Source organism: Venatorbacter sp. C2-1 (assembly GCF_022832715.1).
GTDB lineage: Bacteria > Pseudomonadota > Gammaproteobacteria > Pseudomonadales > Oceanobacteraceae > Venatoribacter > Venatoribacter alkanivorans.
Map to the genome: position 1 here is coordinate 3,244,542 of NZ_CP094879.1, position 16,706 is coordinate 3,261,247.

13 protein-coding genes are annotated in these 16,706 nt (G+C 51.2%); 8 read left to right on the forward strand and 5 right to left on the reverse strand.

The annotated features are described in order from the left end of the window. The first annotated feature begins 154 nt into the window (after positions 1 to 154). Complete coding sequence (locus MT343_RS14545; protein ID WP_145466064.1) at positions 155 to 991, forward strand: hypothetical protein; 837 nt, start codon at positions 155 to 157, stop codon at positions 989 to 991. A 39-nt stretch (positions 992 to 1,030) separates the two neighbouring features. Here MT343_RS14545 and MT343_RS14550 read toward each other — a convergent pair whose 3' ends face one another. Further along, the gene (locus MT343_RS14550; RefSeq protein ID WP_145466066.1) at positions 1,031 to 1,687 is read right to left on the reverse strand and encodes a hypothetical protein; all 657 of its coding nucleotides are present in this window, start codon (positions 1,685 to 1,687) and stop codon (positions 1,031 to 1,033) included. A 113-nt stretch (positions 1,688 to 1,800) separates the two neighbouring features. On the opposite strand from MT343_RS14550, the gene MT343_RS14555 reads away from it, so the two are divergent. From MT343_RS14555 to MT343_RS14565, 4 genes are all read left to right on the forward strand, one after another. After that, on the forward strand, positions 1,801 to 2,109 hold the full coding sequence (locus MT343_RS14555) for an MGMT family protein (protein WP_222428426.1): 309 nt from the start codon (positions 1,801 to 1,803) through the stop codon (positions 2,107 to 2,109). A 105-nt stretch (positions 2,110 to 2,214) separates the two neighbouring features. Further along, positions 2,215 to 2,343: a hypothetical protein gene (locus MT343_RS19550; RefSeq protein ID WP_255448993.1), complete on the forward strand. Its 129-nt coding sequence runs from the start codon at positions 2,215 to 2,217 to the stop codon at positions 2,341 to 2,343. A 121-nt stretch (positions 2,344 to 2,464) separates the two neighbouring features. Further along, positions 2,465 to 3,952, forward strand: a complete 1,488-nt coding sequence (locus MT343_RS14560) for a flavin-containing monooxygenase (protein WP_145466068.1) — start codon at positions 2,465 to 2,467, stop codon at positions 3,950 to 3,952. Between the two features lie 221 nt (positions 3,953 to 4,173). Further along, the gene (locus MT343_RS14565) at positions 4,174 to 4,662 is read left to right on the forward strand and encodes a hypothetical protein (RefSeq protein WP_145466070.1); all 489 of its coding nucleotides are present in this window, start codon (positions 4,174 to 4,176) and stop codon (positions 4,660 to 4,662) included. A 37-nt stretch (positions 4,663 to 4,699) separates the two neighbouring features. Here the strand turns inward: MT343_RS14565 and MT343_RS14570 are convergent, their stop codons facing one another. The 3 genes from MT343_RS14570 to MT343_RS14580 form a co-directional block, all read right to left on the reverse strand. Then, positions 4,700 to 7,126: a xylulose 5-phosphate 3-epimerase gene (locus MT343_RS14570; RefSeq protein ID WP_145466072.1), complete on the reverse strand. Its 2,427-nt coding sequence runs from the start codon at positions 7,124 to 7,126 to the stop codon at positions 4,700 to 4,702. Continuing rightward, positions 7,123 to 8,070 (reverse strand): ribose-phosphate pyrophosphokinase, encoded by a 948-nt coding sequence (locus MT343_RS14575; protein ID WP_145466074.1) that lies wholly within the window; start codon positions 8,068 to 8,070, stop codon positions 7,123 to 7,125. The genes MT343_RS14570 and MT343_RS14575 overlap by 4 nt, the downstream gene beginning before the upstream one ends. Positions 8,071 to 8,140: 70 nt before the next feature. Next, positions 8,141 to 9,658 carry a thymidine phosphorylase family protein gene (locus MT343_RS14580; RefSeq protein ID WP_145466076.1) on the reverse strand — a complete coding sequence of 506 codons (1,518 nt, stop codon included), beginning with the start codon at positions 9,656 to 9,658 and terminating at the stop codon, positions 8,141 to 8,143. 229 nt (positions 9,659 to 9,887) lie between these two features. Between MT343_RS14580 and MT343_RS14585 the strand changes: the two genes are divergently transcribed. The 3 genes from MT343_RS14585 to MT343_RS14595 all read left to right on the forward strand — a co-directional run bounded on the left by MT343_RS14585 (position 9,888) and on the right by MT343_RS14595 (position 12,837). Further along, positions 9,888 to 11,258, forward strand: coding sequence for an MBL fold metallo-hydrolase (locus MT343_RS14585; RefSeq protein WP_145466078.1), 1,371 nt, complete (start codon positions 9,888 to 9,890; stop codon positions 11,256 to 11,258). Positions 11,259 to 11,377: 119 nt separating this feature from the next. Continuing rightward, a complete protein-coding gene (locus MT343_RS14590) occupies positions 11,378 to 12,220 on the forward strand; it encodes a PhzF family phenazine biosynthesis protein (RefSeq protein WP_145466079.1) in 843 nt (280 codons plus the stop codon). Positions 12,221 to 12,414: 194 nt separating this feature from the next. Further along, positions 12,415 to 12,837, forward strand: coding sequence for a hypothetical protein (locus tag MT343_RS14595; protein WP_145466081.1), 423 nt, complete (start codon positions 12,415 to 12,417; stop codon positions 12,835 to 12,837). A gap of 19 nt (positions 12,838 to 12,856) precedes the next feature. Here MT343_RS14595 and MT343_RS14600 read toward each other — a convergent pair whose 3' ends face one another. Then, positions 12,857 to 16,684: a hypothetical protein gene (locus tag MT343_RS14600; protein ID WP_145466083.1), complete on the reverse strand. Its 3,828-nt coding sequence runs from the start codon at positions 16,682 to 16,684 to the stop codon at positions 12,857 to 12,859. Positions 16,685 to 16,706 lie beyond the last annotated feature (22 nt).

Sequence of the window (16,706 nt, forward strand, 5' to 3'; positions counted from 1 at the left end):
TTTTTATGGCGGCTGAGTGTAATAAAACAGAAATATTTCTGCGGCCATGAATTGGCTGCTTAACAACAACGTATTGTTGCAATAAAGGCTCTGGTTATCGGCAGCGGAGTATTTATTCTGGATCATCTTATTTCATGGATGATGCAGTTTACTTATGCCGACATTAACAGAACGTGCCTCTGCTTTTATGGTTCTGGCAGCCAGCCTTTTACTCACCGCCTGCGCCACCAACACCACGCCCTACTCTTATGTGTCGCTGGAAGATGAATATCGCAGCGATGCTTTTTTTACTTCTACCTTCAATAATAAAAGAGTACTGATTGCCGGTTATCACAAAGGAGACGATGCGGACGAGGCTGAATTAATCCGTTTAATTTCCACCTCGCTGGCCGACCAGCTTAAACGCAGCCGCAATGTCGCCAATGCCACGTCTTTTATTCTCACTAAACCAGCAGCTGCAGCTGACACCACCACAGTATCAGACAGCGAACAACAGGAAGCGCTCAGCGCCGATAAGGAGATTAAAACCACGGAGATGCCTGCGCGCTCTGCCGTCGTCAATAACCTGCTGGTAAATCAGCAACAGCAGTTTGATTATCTGATCGACTTCCGCGTTCTTGACTGGCAACGAATGAAACACGCCGAGCGTACCAGCAGCCGCTGTCAGCATGCCGGAACCAACCTGCAACTGAACATGGTGCTGTGGGATATGTCACAACGGACGATGCTGTGGAGCAGCACCCCGGTTGGAAAAATCGGCGTACATAAATGCGTTGAAGAGCAGGACTCCAACAGTACCCATGAATATCAGTCGGATAATCCCGTCGGTCTGATTGCCGAAGGGTTAATGTATATTCTGATTGATTCCACCACCGATGCCATTGCCACCGGCATCAGTTATAACAGCATGTCACCGGTAAGAGCGCCGCAGATGCGCGAATTAGTCGAACAACTGACCGGCATGATCGCCTTACAGATGAACCGCTACTGACGCTGCTTCACTAACTTCCACGACGGCACCGGGCAGGCATCAGCCTGCTCCCATGGCCTGTACCGCCAGATACTGCTGATTCTCGTGCTGGGCAATGGCTTCACCACCGCCCTGCACCTTCCCACCTTTCCAGCTCAGATTACTTTCCTCGGCCGTTACCGCTTTGGTGGCATTTACCAGCCATTGATTGGCCGTCTCTTCGGGCATACCCGCCGCCAGTTTCTGCAGCCACTGATCATGCAGGGCGCCAATTTTCCCGAAGGTCTGCGCCATCTGCGCCCGCACCAACCCCTGCTGTAACTCGCGCTCGGCAAACAAAGCTTCGATGCGCTCTTTCTGCGGGTGATCATTTGCGACCGTCACACTGCCATCGCTTTCTATCTGCAATTCAATTTCCTGGCTGTTGTCGATACCGGCCTCTGCCAGAGCCTGATTAAACTGCTTTTCAAAACTGCGGATATCGCCCGGCCCCGGCAGCTTCAGCAGCCCAAGATCCAGACTCTGTAAAGTGGCTATCAGTTGCTCATCACGGGCTTCGGCCTGCTGCTGAATTTCGGCGGAGGGCGTATAGCCATCGGCCGGCAATGCCTTGCCACTGGCGGCAACGGCTGTTGTCTGTGGCTGCTGACTCAGTAACGGGCTGACGCTGCCGGACTGGGGATGAATGCGCATATCCATAGGTTTCTGCTCCTTCATGTGACTCTGCGTTCTTGCTGAGAGTTTTGGTTATGAGCAGATGTATCAGCAAAAAGCTTTCCACTTTTCCGGTTCTGCTCCCACGTATAAAGCGAGACTGTTATTATCTGCCCATGCAATCGGATTCCTACGAACGACTCTACACCGCACTGGCAGGCATTCCTGCCGGAAGCGTCGTGACTTACGGCCAACTGGCGGCGCTGGCGGGTATGCCCGGACGGGCGCGCTGGGTCGGGCGGGTGTTGTCACAACTGCCGGAAGGCTCTCAGTTGCCCTGGTACCGGGTTATTAACGCTCAGGGGCGGCTCAGTTTTCCGCCAGGCAGCGCTGCTGCTGCACGCCAGCAGGCGCTGCTGAACGGTGAAGGCGTTGAATTCAGTGCCAGCGGGCGTATCAATCTGAAACGCTTTGGCCTGAACTAACCCCCTTACCTCCGTCATATACGCCCCCGTAAGCCAGATGGCAGGGTTTCACCCGCTGTTCCCCTGTTTACTGCTCCTGCCTCTGCCTTACCCGGCTAAAAGCCCATGCCAACAGGCTTTACAGCTTCGCCGGGACTGATGTTTCCTGCGGTGATCTGGCGCCTGACAGCATTACTTTCCGATCAGGCCAAAGACTGCGACATTACCGCCGGAGCACCACCCAACCCCGAATAAGTGAAAATAAAAGCCGCAAACATGACAGGGGATCACCTGTTTTTTTACACGCCGATAAGAGAAAGTGATCATCAGAACAACGAATAACAATAACGATCACCTCTGAAAAGCGGAAATCACCATGGCTACTGAATATTTTGATGTACTGATTATTGGCGCAGGCCTGTCTGGTATCGGCGCCGGCTGTCACCTGAAAAAAGAATGTCCGGGCAAATCCTTTGCAATCCTTGAAGGGCGTGACGCCAGCGGTGGTACCTGGGATCTGTTCCGTTACCCTGGCATCCGTTCCGACTCCGATATGTTCACCCTGGGTTATGAATTCAAACCCTGGACCAATAAAAAAGGCATCGCCGACGGTGCCGATATCCGTAATTACATCCGTGAAGCATCAGCCGAAAATAACGTTGATCCGCATATCCGTTATGGCCACAAAGTAAAAGCTGCACGCTGGAGCAGTGCTAACGCGACCTGGACTCTGGATGTTGAGCTGGCCGACGGCAGTAAAAAAGAATACTGCTGTAATTTCCTGCTGAGCTGTACCGGTTATTACAGCTATGAAGAAGGCTTTACACCGGAATTTGAAGGCCGTGATGATTTTAAAGGTCAGGTGATCCATCCACAGCAATGGCCGGAAGATCTGGATTACAGCGGCAAGCGCGTTGTTGTTATCGGCAGTGGTGCCACTGCAGTTACGCTGGTACCTGCGATGACCGATAAAGCCGCTCATGTCACCATGCTGCAGCGTTCACCCTCTTATGTATTAAGCGTTCCGCAACAGGATGCGATGGTTGCCCTGCTGCGCAAAATTCTGCCGCAAAAACTGGCTTACCGCATTATCCGCGGCCGTAACGTTTCTATTACTCTTGGTCTGTACCGCTTCTGTAAGCGCTTCCCGAATGCGGCCCGTAAACTGCTGCAGTGGACAGTAAAAAAACAGTTACCGGCTGATTTCGATATGACGCATTTCACGCCGAAATACGCGCCATGGGATGAGCGTCTGTGCGCCGTACCCGAAGGCGATATGTTCAAGGTGATTAAACAGGGTAAAGCCTCTGTTGTGACCGATCATATTGAGCGTTTTGCTGAAGATGGAATTCAGCTGAAGTCCGGTAAAAAACTGGAAGCCGATATCATCATTACCGCTACCGGCCTGAAAGTGCAGATGCTGGGTAATATGCAGGTAACCATTGACGGTGAACCGCTGAAGCCAAATACAAAAATGAGTTACCGTGGCGTGATGTTCGAAGACCTGCCGAATATGGGCATGGTATTCGGTTACACCAACGCATCCTGGACATTAAAAGCCGATCTGATTTCCAGCTATGTTTGCCGTCTGCTCAAGCATATGGATGACAAAGGTGTGCGCCAGGTTACCCCGCGCAACCATAACCTGACCATTAAACGCCTGCCGTTTATTGATATGCAGTCGGGTTATATTTCCCGGGTTAAAGATCAGATTCCGCAACAGGGTGATGAACGTCCATGGAAGCTGTATCAGAACTACTTCCTGGATATGACACTGCTGAAAATGGCCAGCCTGGATGATCCGTCACTGGAATACGCCAACCCGGTCATTGAAGAGAATACAGCTACCAGCGGAGCCGTTTAAGCAATCACGATAACGCTACTCTCACTCCGAACTCCGGATTCATTTTAAGGAGATCGTTTGCGCCGCTACTGCGGCGCTTTTTTTTGCCCGCCGTTTAGTACTGCAACATAAAAGCCCCTCACAACCGGCAATATTCTGTATCGACAAAGGCATCACTTGCCGCCACAGCCCGGTAAGGGCAAAGTAGCTGCCATTGCAATTGTTAATAAGAGTATTATTTTATGAACGCGCGCTCCACGCTGCTGAACATCAGCACCATGGCACTGGCTTTTTCTCTCAGCGCCTGTACCACTCCCACCACCGTCAACCAAGAACCCCGTTTTGTCTGGGATTTACCGGTCAGCGAGTTTTCCCGCTACCACGAATACCACTATCTGTTCGAATTACCCGTGGGCAAAGCAGCACCACTGGATATGTTTGTCAGCTTCTGCACCAATGACGAGGGCCTGCTGATGATTGGCGGTATGTCCGGCATCGGTGAAGGAAACATGCTGGTTCGTCGGACAGACGAACAGAGTGTGGATATTGCTGCCGACGACGTTGAAGAACTGATGGAAATGCTGGTAATGAGTAACGCGCATTTAAGCTGCGACTGGCAGATTGCGCCGGGCAGTAAAACTATTCCGCGTGAAGCCTTGTATTATGTGCGCCATATTAATGGTAAACGCAGTGTGCGTGAGCTGGGTGAGAGTCTGAAAAAAGCAAAATAGTCGTCATTAAAAAAGGGAAGCTATGCTTCCCTTTTTATTACGGATACGGATGCTTAATCACATCGTACGGATCACCTTCGCCACGAATAGCGGCCCACTCTTCTGCACTTAGCCATTCCAGCGGATCACGCTGACTCAGTCTGGCCAGCGCTGCCAGGGCATCGGCCCAGGTGCAGCGGTTGGCAAACAGCAGGCCTTCGGTATCCAGCGTGCCGCCCTGATTAACATAACCCAGTGCAACAGTGCGCTGCGGTCCCAGATCCAGCATACGGCAATGCCCCAGAATAACTTCCGGACGGGTATGCACCATAAACACCCGCTGCTGTACCCGCGCCGGGAATAATGAATCCAGAACCTGCGGGTCGGCCTGCATATTCTGCTCAAATTCATCACGCGCAATACGGAAGCGGCCCGGCTCCAGCAGATAAATCAGCGAGTGAGCCACGCCTTTTTCTTTTAACCGGTCAGACGCTTTTAATGCCTGCTGTAACTGGAATGCACCACAGGCCACCAGCTGCAGATCTGAAGCACAATTTCCACGTACACAGATGGCTCCGTCCTGTACCAGAGCGGCGGCCTGTTTGCCATCAAACACGGCTGGCATGGTGGATTTGGGAACTACCAGATTCCAGATAGTACCCAGATCGCCATAGCAGGCTTTTAAACAGGCCATCGCAGAATTACCGTCGGCCGGGAAAACCACACGCGCCATGTCGGCCATTTCTCCCAGCAGGCTTTCGGCCAGGCTAGGGTCCTGATGGCTCTGTTCGTTTTTACCGTTTTCCCAGACATGCGAAGTCGAAATAACCGGAATACCCAACCACGAAGCGGGCTCATCCGCTTCTTTCTGATGACGGGAAAAAATAATACTCTGACGTAAGGCACCCAGCATTTTGGTGGCAAAGGCTTCGTAAGAAACCACCATATTCAGACCCGACTGATTGGCCAGACAGGCACTGACCACAGCCTCTTCATTGAGTGCGGTAATAACACAACCGTCGACCGCTTCGGCGACGCCTTCTTCCGGATCGGTGACGCGGTGTTTTAATAAATCCAGCGTCTGGTTCATACGGTTGGAACGCAATTCATCCGGATTTCCGACACGCACCCGTAAGTGCGGATTCACTTCCACCAGATCGACAAAGTAATTATCGATGGCAGCCATTGGTGCCAGTGATTCTTTTAACCAGTGCGGGTCATGGCGGTTAATGGTTACGGCAACCGGTTGCAGCGGTGTTTTTGGCTGGGTTAATTCGGCCACCGCAGCACGCCATTGATTTTCTTCCTGCCACAATGCTTTGGCACCACGGTGGAAAAAATTCAGTGCTTCGTTATCACGGCGCGGATTGCTGCCCAATGGTAAACCGTGGGCGGCGTTGGTTCCGGCTCCGGGAAAACCGTAGCCTTTAATAGTTTCGGCAATACAATAAGGCAGAGGCAGCGGATAGCTCGCGGCACCACTGGCAACGGTAGCAGCAGCATGGCTTAAATGCTGTTCCATAAAATAAATGGCACAGACAAAGGCAGCCGGATCGCGGCCATCAATAATAAAAGGCGCAAATCCCTGATTACTCAGGTGCTCCATAAACCAGGCACTGCCGCCCTGCTGCGCCACCGTTGTGCGCTGATCAATACGGCGGCCATTGGCGATCATCACCGGGCTGACCAGACCACTGTCTTCTGCCCGCCACCAGCGTGCCGCCCAGTCGCTGCCGCGCTGTTCTTCAAAGGCACCGTCACTTAAAAAAGCGACCAGGCGCTCGCCCGGTAATGGCTGATGCACATACTGCAAACCGGCAAAACCTAAATAACCACCTTCGATTTTTGCCCCGGCAGTATTAACGTTAACGTGGCTGCCCAGTGGTGATAAAGGTTTGCCATCGGCGCGTACACGGTAATTATAAAAATCCTGTGCGAAACGGCTTAAGCCTTCATCGGTTAACGGATATTGTTTTTTCCGTTCCGGCAAGGCAGTACCGGATAACAACTGCACGGCATCAATGGCCGCGACACAGTGACCCTGCCCCATCAGCCAGTCACGGTGCTGACCGGTTAAACTGTTAACAGCCAGCAACGCAGCATAAGCCGGAACCATATTCAGCGAGCCACCGGTATGTCCTTGCGGATCACGTTTAAAATCATCGGCGGTTAAGTCACGGCCGTCGAGAAAAACATGTTTGGCGTAGGTCATATGCACAACCAGCCACATTGCCTGATTGGTCAGCTGATCAAGAGCCGTCAGTTTGCGGTAGCATTCTGCTTTATGTTCAATCAGACCGGCTTCCAGCAGGGTGGTCGCCAGCTCAAATACCTGTAACTGGGTAGCTGCGGTATGTTTAATAACACCACACCCGGCGGCCCAGGCGGCAAAGTCTTTATCGTATTCACGATGACTGCGTGCTTCCGCTTCGATTTCCTGAGTTTTATAGCGTTCACTCAGTTTCTGATACAGATTCAGACTCATAATGTCTCTCCTGAAGCAGCCGCAACAGTCAGCATATTCTGAATGGCCGGCACGAGTAACGGGCTGATATCAATGCCGTTGGTCGCATGAGGAATGCAGTTGCAGGTAACAATGCCGGCGATAGGACCGGCGCGCATTTCTTCATCGGCCGACGGAACACCAGGCCCGCCTTCGGCAAACACCGCATGCACGCCAATGCACAGTGGCTTATTCAATCCCTGCGCAATCAGTTCATCGGCGGTACGCAGCATGGTACGACCGGTTGAAATAATATCGTCCACCAGAACCGGCTGATGACCGGCATAGGTTTGTACATCCGGTATATGAATGGCGACATCACGGTCACCACTGCGGGTTTTACGCAGTACCAGATAATCACATCCGGCTATATGGGCAACGTCTTTTGCCCATTGCTCACTCTCTTCATCCGGGCCGATCACCAGTGGTTTATTCACATTCTGTTTCAGGTACTGGCCGATGCTGTCGGTGGCATGCAGGGCCTGCGCCGGAATGGAATAAATTTCACTCAGGCTGTGGTAACGATGCAGATGCGGATCAATGGTAATTAAGTAATCAAAATTCTGATTAATAAGCTCAGCAAAGTATTTTGAAGTTAAACACTCACCCGGCTGAAAGCGGATATCCTGACGCATATAAGCGAGATAAGGCGCTACCAGACCAATTCGGCGCGCGCCGAATTCGCGCAGATGGCGTGCCATAAACCACAGCGCCAGAGCCTTATCGCTGGGCTGGTGCAGCTGACAAAGTACGATAACATCGTCACCCTGAATAATATCCGGCAAATTAAAATAGAGTTCACCATCGGGAAAATGCCGGCTTTCCAGAGCCAGCAGCCGGGTTTCTGTACCTGCCTTGCTGAGTTGTTGCGCCAGCGACTCCGCCAGCGACTCATGCCCGTCAAGGCAGAGGAGATGTGTTGTCATAATATTTCTGCCTGTCGTTTTATTATCAGGAAACCGGTGAACGCTGAGGTTCTCCGGCTCCTTTGTTTTTTTAAACCATTTGCTCTTCGATGCGGATAACATCGGTATGGCCATCAAGAAAATCCAGCGCATACGCCAGCTCACCCGGCGCCTCTGCATGCAGGGTAAATAACGGTGCTCCGGCTTCCACCTCATCACCCAGCGTCACATGCAATTCAATACCAGCGGCCTTGGCATTCGGTGCTCCGGCAAGGGATGCCAGACGGGCAATAAAGCGGTTATTGAAGTAGGCAACCACACCGCTGTGCGGGGCGCGGATACAATGGGTAAATTCGGCGACCGGTGGTTCGCTGAAACCGCCCTGCGCCATACAGATGGCTTCGAACTTTTTCATCGCGCTGCCATCCAGCAGCGTGCGTTGCGCCAGAGCATAACCCTGACCGGCAGCGGCTTTTTCGCCCATTTCCAGCAGAATACCGGCCAGTTGCAGGGATTTTTCCCGCAGGTCCTGCGGTGCATGGCCGTCATTGCGCAGCACCTGCAGAATATCCCGCGCTTCCAGCGCAGGACCTATACCACGACCAATAGGCTGATTACCGTCGGTAATAACCGTGCGCACATCCAGTCCCAGTGCCGCGCCGGTTTTTTCCAGCAATTGCTTCAAGGTCTGCGCCATGGATTGCGAACGCACCTTGGCGGTTGGGCCAACAGGAATGTCGATCAGCACCTGTCTGGAACCCGCTGCGACTTTCTTGGAAATGACTGAAGCCACCAGCTGGCCTTCGCTGTCGAGATCCAGTGCCCGCTCTACGCGGATAACAATATCGTCGGTCGGGCTGAGGCTGACCGAACCGCCCCATGCCAGACAGCCACCTTCCTGCTCAACCACTTCACGCATATGCCCGAAGCTCATCGCTACCGTGGTCATGCTCTCCATGGTGTCGGCGGTTCCTGCCGGTGAAGTAATGGCACGGCTGGAGGTTTTTGGCATCAGCAGCCCATTGGCAGCCACAATGGCGACTACAATCGGCGTGGTACGGTTACCTGGCAGACCGCCCACGCAATGTTTATCCATCACTTTGTCGGATGACCAGTCAAAGCGCTGGCCACTGCCAACCATTGCGCGGGTAATGGCAATGGTTTCATCAAGGTCAAGGCGGTCGCCGGCGCAGGCGGTAACAAAGGCTGACAGCTGAATATCGCTGTAGTGGCCGGCTTTGATATCTTCGATAATGGCTTTTGCAGACTCGTCATTGAAGCGCTGGCCGTAGAGCTTCCCACGTACAAAAGACATGGACTCGACCGGACGGGCATGATGAAAGCGCGCTGGCACGCCATCGGCAGGGCAATCCAGCCGGTGCCATGCGGCTTCCGACAGGCCGGCTTCTTCGTGGGATAATAAATCGCTGCACACCAGAACCAGAGTGGCGATAACGCTCTGTTCGCCACAGTGCACTTCTACCCGGCTATGCGCATAAAATCCCTCTGAAATTGCCACCTGACAATCCTGACGCATATAAACCACCGGCTCCTGATGCGTGTTAATTCCGAGCCGTCGCAGATGTAAGAAGTCGAGCTGAGTATCCATAAATACACCCTATTTAGCAGTATGCAGTGTAGGCCCGTGCGCAGCCCATCACCTTGCGGTAAATCAACGATTGCTCTGACAGCGTTTCCCATGCTTCGTTGTATCTGCCAGAATGATTTTTCACTTCACTCATGATAAAGGAAACACTGAGAAATTCGTGGGTAAAAAACCGTCACTGCGGTGCCTTGCCTGTTAAAGAATGACCTCGTGTTCCGCAAGGAATATCCCTATGCAGAGTCCGTTTCAGGTTCAGTTTATCGGCGCTACCGGTACCGTTACCGGTTCCAAGTATCTGGTTAAATATGATCGCTACAAAATTCTGATCGACTGCGGTTTATTTCAGGGAATAAAAAATGTCCGCCGCCGTAACTGGAATGAGCTGCCTTTTCCGGCCGACCAGGTTGATGCCGTATTACTTACCCATGCTCATATCGATCACTCCGGTTTTTTACCGGCATTGATGAAGCGCGGTTTTCACGGCCCGGTTTATTCATCCGAAGCTACTCATGCACTTTGCAAAGTACTGCTTCCGGATGCCGGTTTTCTGCAGGAAGAAGATGCGCGTTATGCCAACAAAAAGAAATTTTCAAAGCATGATCCGGCAGAACCGCTTTACACCGAAGAAGACGCACGCAAAGTTCTGAAGCAATTTAAAGATGTTCCTCAGGGAGAAACCCTGACTCTTCCCGGCGGTATGACCGCACAGTTTATTCCCGCCGGACATATTCTTGGCGCGACCTCTATCCGTCTGGAATTTCAGGGAAAAAGCATTACCTTTACCGGTGATGTCGGCCGCAGTAACGATGCCATTATGTATCCGCCACAGCCACTTCCGGCAACCGATTATCTGGTGGTGGAATCAACCTATGGCGACCGCCGCCACGAAGAAATTGATGCCGAGGAAGCCATTGCCGATGTAATTAACCGCACCTATAAGCGCGGCGGTATTGTATTAATGCCGGCTTTTGCCGTGGGTCGTGCACAGCTGGTTTTACATTACCTGCAGCGCCTGCGTGATCAGCAACGTATTCCATCATTGCCGGTGTATCTGAACAGCCCGATGGCAATCCGTGCGACCTCTATTTTCTTCAGCCATCACGATCTGCACAAGCTGACAGAAGACGACTGCAGCCGTATGGATGATATGACCATCTATGTAAAAACCACCGAAGAATCCATCGCTCTGGTGGAAAAGAAAACACCGGCCATTATTATTTCCGCCAGCGGTATGGCCAGCGGTGGGCGTGTTCTTCACCATCTGAAGGCTCTGGTATCTGATCCGCGTAACAGTATTCTGTTTCTTGGTTATCAGGCAGCCGGTACCCGTGGCGACAGTCTGACCAAGGGGGCGGACCATATTAAAATTCATGGCCAGTACTGTCAGGTTCAGGCTGAGATAGCCAACCTCCAGGCTTTATCCAGCCATGGGGATTATGTGGAAATATCGGACTGGCTGAAGAAAATGCCCGGCAAACCACGCAAAGTCTTTATTACCCACGGTGAAAGCTGTGCCGCCGACGCCATGCGCCGGCATTTAAAAGACGAGTTTAACTGGGAGGTGGAAGTACCTGAATATCTGGATATTGCCTTGCTGGATTAATCCCTGATAAAGCAGCCGGGAAAACCGGCTGCTTGCCATTATTTTATAGCAACTTGTCTCTCCCATATCGCTGATACGCCTGTTACTATCGGTAATACACTCATCGCCGGTAAGCCTCCATGCGTTATTCTGTTTACAAAATTGATGCCTTTATCCGCCAATCTGTTAACGGTTTCAGTGGCAACCCTGCCGCCATCGTACCGCTGGAAGAGTGGCTGAATGAGGAGCAGATGCAGGCCATTGCGGCCGAAAACAATCTGTCTGAAACCGCGTTCTTCGTTAAAAACAGCGACGGTATTTACCATATCCGCTGGTTCACTCCGACGACAGAAGTGGATCTTTGTGGACATGCGACACTGGCGGCCGCCTGGGTTATCCGTAATGAACTGCAGGATTTGCGCGAGATTATCCCATTCTCGACTCAGGAAGCCGGCAATCTGACCGTGCGCGCACTGCGCAGTAATGGCGGCGACAATACTGTGCTACAGCTGGATTTTCCGGCGCGCCCGGGAGAGATGATTAACAATCCGCTGCTGCAGCAACAGCTGGAACAAGCCCTTGGTCAGAAGGTGGTCGCCATCTGTAATGCCCGCGATATGTTGGTTGAGCTGGAAAGTGAGCAGGCTCTGCGCAACTGCCGCCCCAACCAGGCACTGCTCAGCCAGTTAGAAACCTTTGCCGTCATGGTAACCGCCCGCAGTGACAGCGAAGGCTATGATTTTGTCAGCCGCTTCTTTGCTCCGCGTCAGGGTCTGGATGAAGATCCGGTAACCGGTTCCTCGTTCTGTACACTGACCCCTTACTGGAGCGAAAAGCTGGGCAAAACCCAGCTCAACGGCTGGCAGTGCTCAGCCCGTGGCGGAGATGCCATGCTACAGCTGGAACACGATCGGGTGCTGATTGCCGGACGTTGCTTTGCCTATATGAAAGGTGAGTTCTGCCTGCCGGATGAAACCGCCTGAGGCGATAAAAGAACGGGTTAATGACGCTTTTATAAGGTGATAATCCGGCATATTTTTGTCACGATCCGGTAGCGCTACGCTCACAGGGGATCGTGACAGGATATTCCGCCGATTAAATCAGCCACACATCTGACGCTGCATAAATCTGCCGCTATAGTAGCTCTTACGCGCTCAGAATCTGTGAGATTTCCTGCATGAACATCCTGCCTTCATCCGGCTTAACTGGCTATAACAGCAGCCCTGTCAGTCCGCTGAAGGCTTCTGGCACTTCTGCACCTGCCCTGGCGAAAAAGCCGGACAGTCTGGCAGCGGAGGCTGTTGAAAAGACAGCAAGAATTAACAGCCGGGATGACAGTCAGCGTTCCCGCACTCAGGCTGACAGCAATCCGCCTAACCCTGCCGCTGAAGCAGCAGCAATAACAACCGCAACAACTACAGCAACAACTACAGCCACAGCGGAATATCTGCCTGTGCGTGACGAGTACAGCGAGAGTCCCGGCATCAGCACACGCAGTCTGGTCAGTGATCCGCAGCGCCCCGAAATACAGGCATTCCTGAATACCTCAGCAAGCGACGGCACATCCCGTCGCGGTCGCTTTATTGATATTCAGGCCTGAGCTGAGCCCCGCAAAGAACTCAGTTTTCTGACTTAGGCCTGCCCTTAGCCAGAGCCTCAGCTGTACGCCCGCCCTCTATAATGGTTGCTCCTTTTGAAATAATGGTTGAGGTCGTTTGCAGACCAACCGCCACTGCCGTCATAACAGCTCCGGAAATAACCTCACCTTTTATCAGATTACTGGCAATGATCACACAGATCGTTGCCGCGACAGAAATCAGGCTGCCAACCCCCGAAGCAGCTTCAAGGCCAATTCCCCACAAATGCTCATCGTTGCCATTGTTACCATGGGAAATCGCATGCTCGACGATGTTATAGACAGCGTATCCCAGCAAGCCAACACCGGCGATAATCGATAATACATTCAGTATCGTATTCACAACGTAGCCTGGTATTTTGAGTATTATTTTGACGACAACACCGATAATAGCGATCAGCATTGCAACGGCGATAATGGCAAATATCAATATTACCAGACCAGTATTTTTAGCCTTCTCATCCGCATTTAAAGACTCGCCAGATGGAATACGTATTCCCTCATATATTTCATAAAACAGCGTAACAATTTTCTGTGTAAGAACGAGCAATACCGGTATCAGTGTCATAATCATAACAACGACTCCTGCCGGACCGGAACTTGTGGTGGTAATCTCTGCAACCGTTGCAACAGGCTGGGCCGTCATTCCAACCAGAATACCGGCAAGTGCAGCAATAATAGTCAGTGCGGCCATTATCTCCAGAAAACCATAGATATTCTTAAAACTGTCCGAAGGATCTGTGGATTCATCAGAAACAGCGGCAGCACCAAGCGATCTGTGTTTAACTTTCTTCCTGGGTCCCCCGACTGAAGAAAAATCCATTACAGCAGGAAGGTTATCGACCCACGGTATATATTCCTCGTTCATTTCGGATGTCACAATTGCTTTTCCTGAAACAATTTTCCAGATAGCAGTACCGATAAAAGCAAATGGTAAGGTAATAATGTCAAAGTAAGAAAGCTTCCGTTCATTATCGCCAGACCAAAGCTGGACCAGCGTATTCAGAACGGGGATATCAATTTTACTTTCAAATGCTTCAAACAAACGGGAAAGAAGAATATCAATCAGTTTAACAGCCGCTTCAAGAACGTCTCCTGCAAGCTTAGCGATCGTTTTTATAACACCTTTTAATAACCGGATAATCTCCAGTGGCATGGAACTCAGCTTTTCAAGAAACGAGCTGTCCGAGCTGAGTTTATCGCCGATATCACGAATCACTCCAGCCACATCTTTTTCATAGTTTGAGCGGAGTTTCTTCAGTAAATTATTGATTACATCCGCTTCAGTTTTCTCTGCACTGACATCAGGACTCGCTTCATCAAACTTACCCTGATTTCCGCCCATAATGTCACTACCCGCTCTGTTGGTTTTAACCAGAGCTGAAGGTGCAGGAATATCAACCCCGCCAAAAGACATCCCCTGCTCAGCACTTGCTGAGCGTACATTTTTTGCTTTTTGCGACTGATCGATCAATGAATCAAGGTGTTCATCAATAATATCAATATGCCTTTGATACTCCGAGTTCATCCTCGTCCCAAGCTTCACAAGATTGGAAGAAGTTGTCATAAATCCGGATTTGATAGTACTTTGTAAAGCATCGTTGGCAGCAAAGACGTCTTTGCCACCAAAAACAAAACTGACGGCATCAAGGATTTTTTTCCCTATATCCTTTACCACGTCGCCCAGTTTTTCGAACACCTCTGAGAGAAAGTCTGCCAGAGCTTCAAAACCATCTACGATGCTGTCAAACACACTGTTGGTAAATTTCAGGATTTCATTACCGGTCTGAATCAGGAATTCAACACTGGCATCAAAAACCCGAACCACCATTTGCTTAATATCATTAAATCCCTGGCGGATATGATTCAGTATATCTCCGGCAAACCCTTCCAGCGGTACGGCGCTCAGTGTATTTCCGGCTGAGGTTTCATCGACAAACAAACCATTCCCCTGCGAGCTGAGCCGATACTGTTTCCGCAGCGTTCCGTCACAGTTCACTCCCCGCTTCGATTTACTGGCTGCATCACCATAGCTCTTAATCAGTTGATTAACTGCCGTGCGATGCTCCGCCGGAGCAAGCTCGGCGATACTTTTACTGACATTAAAGCCTTTGGCATTACCGGCAAGGCGTTCACTGAGACGGCCATTAGGATAAACCCTGATGGCCGCAGCATCCGCCGTATTCACTGTAAATACCGGCGCTTTTAAACCATCAGCCGGAATAACGCCGCGGATACGACCATAACCATTACTGGTAAGAGTTAACGGCAGTCTTGGTCCCACGCGATAGGTCACACCATCGATATACAGCAGACAAGGGGTATCGCTGGTTAATGTAATTTCCCGGTGTGGACAGGGAATAAAGTTCGCATCTGTAACCTCAATATCAACGACGTGCGCATTTATCGGGGTTACTCCTGCTAAATCGGAGGTTGCTACCGCAAGCTCATTGGTCGTCCAGCTGTAAGTCTGGGGATGCTGACGCTTGAACTCTATTTTTCCGGCCTGCGGCGAAACCTGAAACAGCTCCGCACCGTCAGGCATAATTCTCGGACAGGCAATGTCGCTGACCTGATCACCCAGACATACCCAGGAGCTCTGAGACGCATGGGCATCCAGACGTAACAGCCACAGCGTATTCTGACCTGCCGGTGTCGCAAAAATGGCAAGGCTGGCATCAGTGCTCCCCGGATGCCCTACGACACCGATACTTAAGCGGTCAATGTCAGCGGGGCCTGCCTCCTGCAGAAGCGAACGATAACCCGGTTGGGCTGAGTGAATGTTTTCCAGAATCCCCAGATCACCAGAAGGCTGATGAACCAGCAGGGCATCCTCAGGTCCGGCAGGAACAGAAAAAATTCGGGCTGAAGATAAATCGACACCCTGACTGTCAACCAGTACAGAACCACGGTCAAAACTTAAACGTGGCTGCGCATAAAAGCGGCTGACAGGTAATACTCTGGTAGTGTGGAATTCAATTTTCCCGTTACGCAACCGCAGCAATGTGTAGCGGTTTTCATCACGATCAGCTTCACCGTCCAATGGTGTTGCCAGCTGATAGATACTGGCATTTTCAATACCATCCCAATTCGGAATTTCATGATCGCTGTCGTGCAGGGTATCAAAGGCAATATCCTGATGAGTGATTGCCGACAGATCAGCCGGTTTCCGCGGAATAATCATGAAGAATTCTTCTTCTCCGCGCGCTAACTCCGGATCGCCAAATCCGCGGGTAACTCCGTACAGAATGTGCTGTCCGTCATTGCGGCGATGAATGGACAGCTGACGAACCGAGGACAGTACGGAACGTGCATCATCTCCTCTGTGATCCCATTTTTTTTCCTGCCAGACGGGCCGACCATTCTCCATAACTGACCAGAGGATTTTAACGCTGTAGCTGTTCTGCGATGACGGTGACTGATACTGAACAAATAAATAGGTAATGCCATTCTGATGAAAACCGCTCAGCTCACGCACACCGCTGAGCAGCTTTTCTTTACTGCCCGGATCATAAACGTCTTCCAGCGGAGTTTCTTCATGTGACCAGCCTGAGGCGCTGGTATCATCTTCAAAGTAATGCATCAGAATAGTCTGAGTGGCATTTTTTAAATCCGGATGAGGCTGCTGGCGTACACCGATAAGATCGGTTTTATGGCGAATGTCATTATCCTGAGAACGGTGAATAGCAATAAGCTTATTACGCGAGTCGGCAGCTACCGGAGTCCGCTTGATAGCAAGATGCTCCATCATGGTATCGACGCTGGCATTAATAGATAGCGGTAATTTATAAACTGAATGTGCGGGATTCATAGGCTTGGCTCCTTGCAGGGGC

Excerpts from the sequence above, each read along its gene's own strand:
- MT343_RS14545 (WP_145466064.1), top strand. The coding sequence starts at position 155 with ATGCCGACATTAACAGAACGTGCCTCTGCTTTTATGGTTCTGGCAGCC.
- MT343_RS14550 (WP_145466066.1), bottom strand. The coding sequence starts at position 1,687 with ATGAAGGAGCAGAAACCTATGGATATGCGCATTCATCCCCAGTCCGGC.
- MT343_RS14555 (WP_222428426.1), top strand. The coding sequence starts at position 1,801 with ATGCAATCGGATTCCTACGAACGACTCTACACCGCACTGGCAGGCATT.
- MT343_RS19550 (WP_255448993.1), top strand. The coding sequence starts at position 2,215 with ATGCCAACAGGCTTTACAGCTTCGCCGGGACTGATGTTTCCTGCGGTG.
- MT343_RS14560 (WP_145466068.1), top strand. The coding sequence starts at position 2,465 with ATGGCTACTGAATATTTTGATGTACTGATTATTGGCGCAGGCCTGTCT.
- MT343_RS14565 (WP_145466070.1), top strand. The coding sequence starts at position 4,174 with ATGAACGCGCGCTCCACGCTGCTGAACATCAGCACCATGGCACTGGCT.
- MT343_RS14570 (WP_145466072.1), bottom strand. The coding sequence starts at position 7,126 with ATGAGTCTGAATCTGTATCAGAAACTGAGTGAACGCTATAAAACTCAG.
- MT343_RS14575 (WP_145466074.1), bottom strand. The coding sequence starts at position 8,070 with ATGACAACACATCTCCTCTGCCTTGACGGGCATGAGTCGCTGGCGGAG.
- MT343_RS14580 (WP_145466076.1), bottom strand. The coding sequence starts at position 9,658 with ATGGATACTCAGCTCGACTTCTTACATCTGCGACGGCTCGGAATTAAC.
- MT343_RS14585 (WP_145466078.1), top strand. The coding sequence starts at position 9,888 with ATGCAGAGTCCGTTTCAGGTTCAGTTTATCGGCGCTACCGGTACCGTT.
- MT343_RS14590 (WP_145466079.1), top strand. The coding sequence starts at position 11,378 with ATGCGTTATTCTGTTTACAAAATTGATGCCTTTATCCGCCAATCTGTT.
- MT343_RS14595 (WP_145466081.1), top strand. The coding sequence starts at position 12,415 with ATGAACATCCTGCCTTCATCCGGCTTAACTGGCTATAACAGCAGCCCT.
- MT343_RS14600 (WP_145466083.1), bottom strand. The coding sequence starts at position 16,684 with ATGAATCCCGCACATTCAGTTTATAAATTACCGCTATCTATTAATGCC.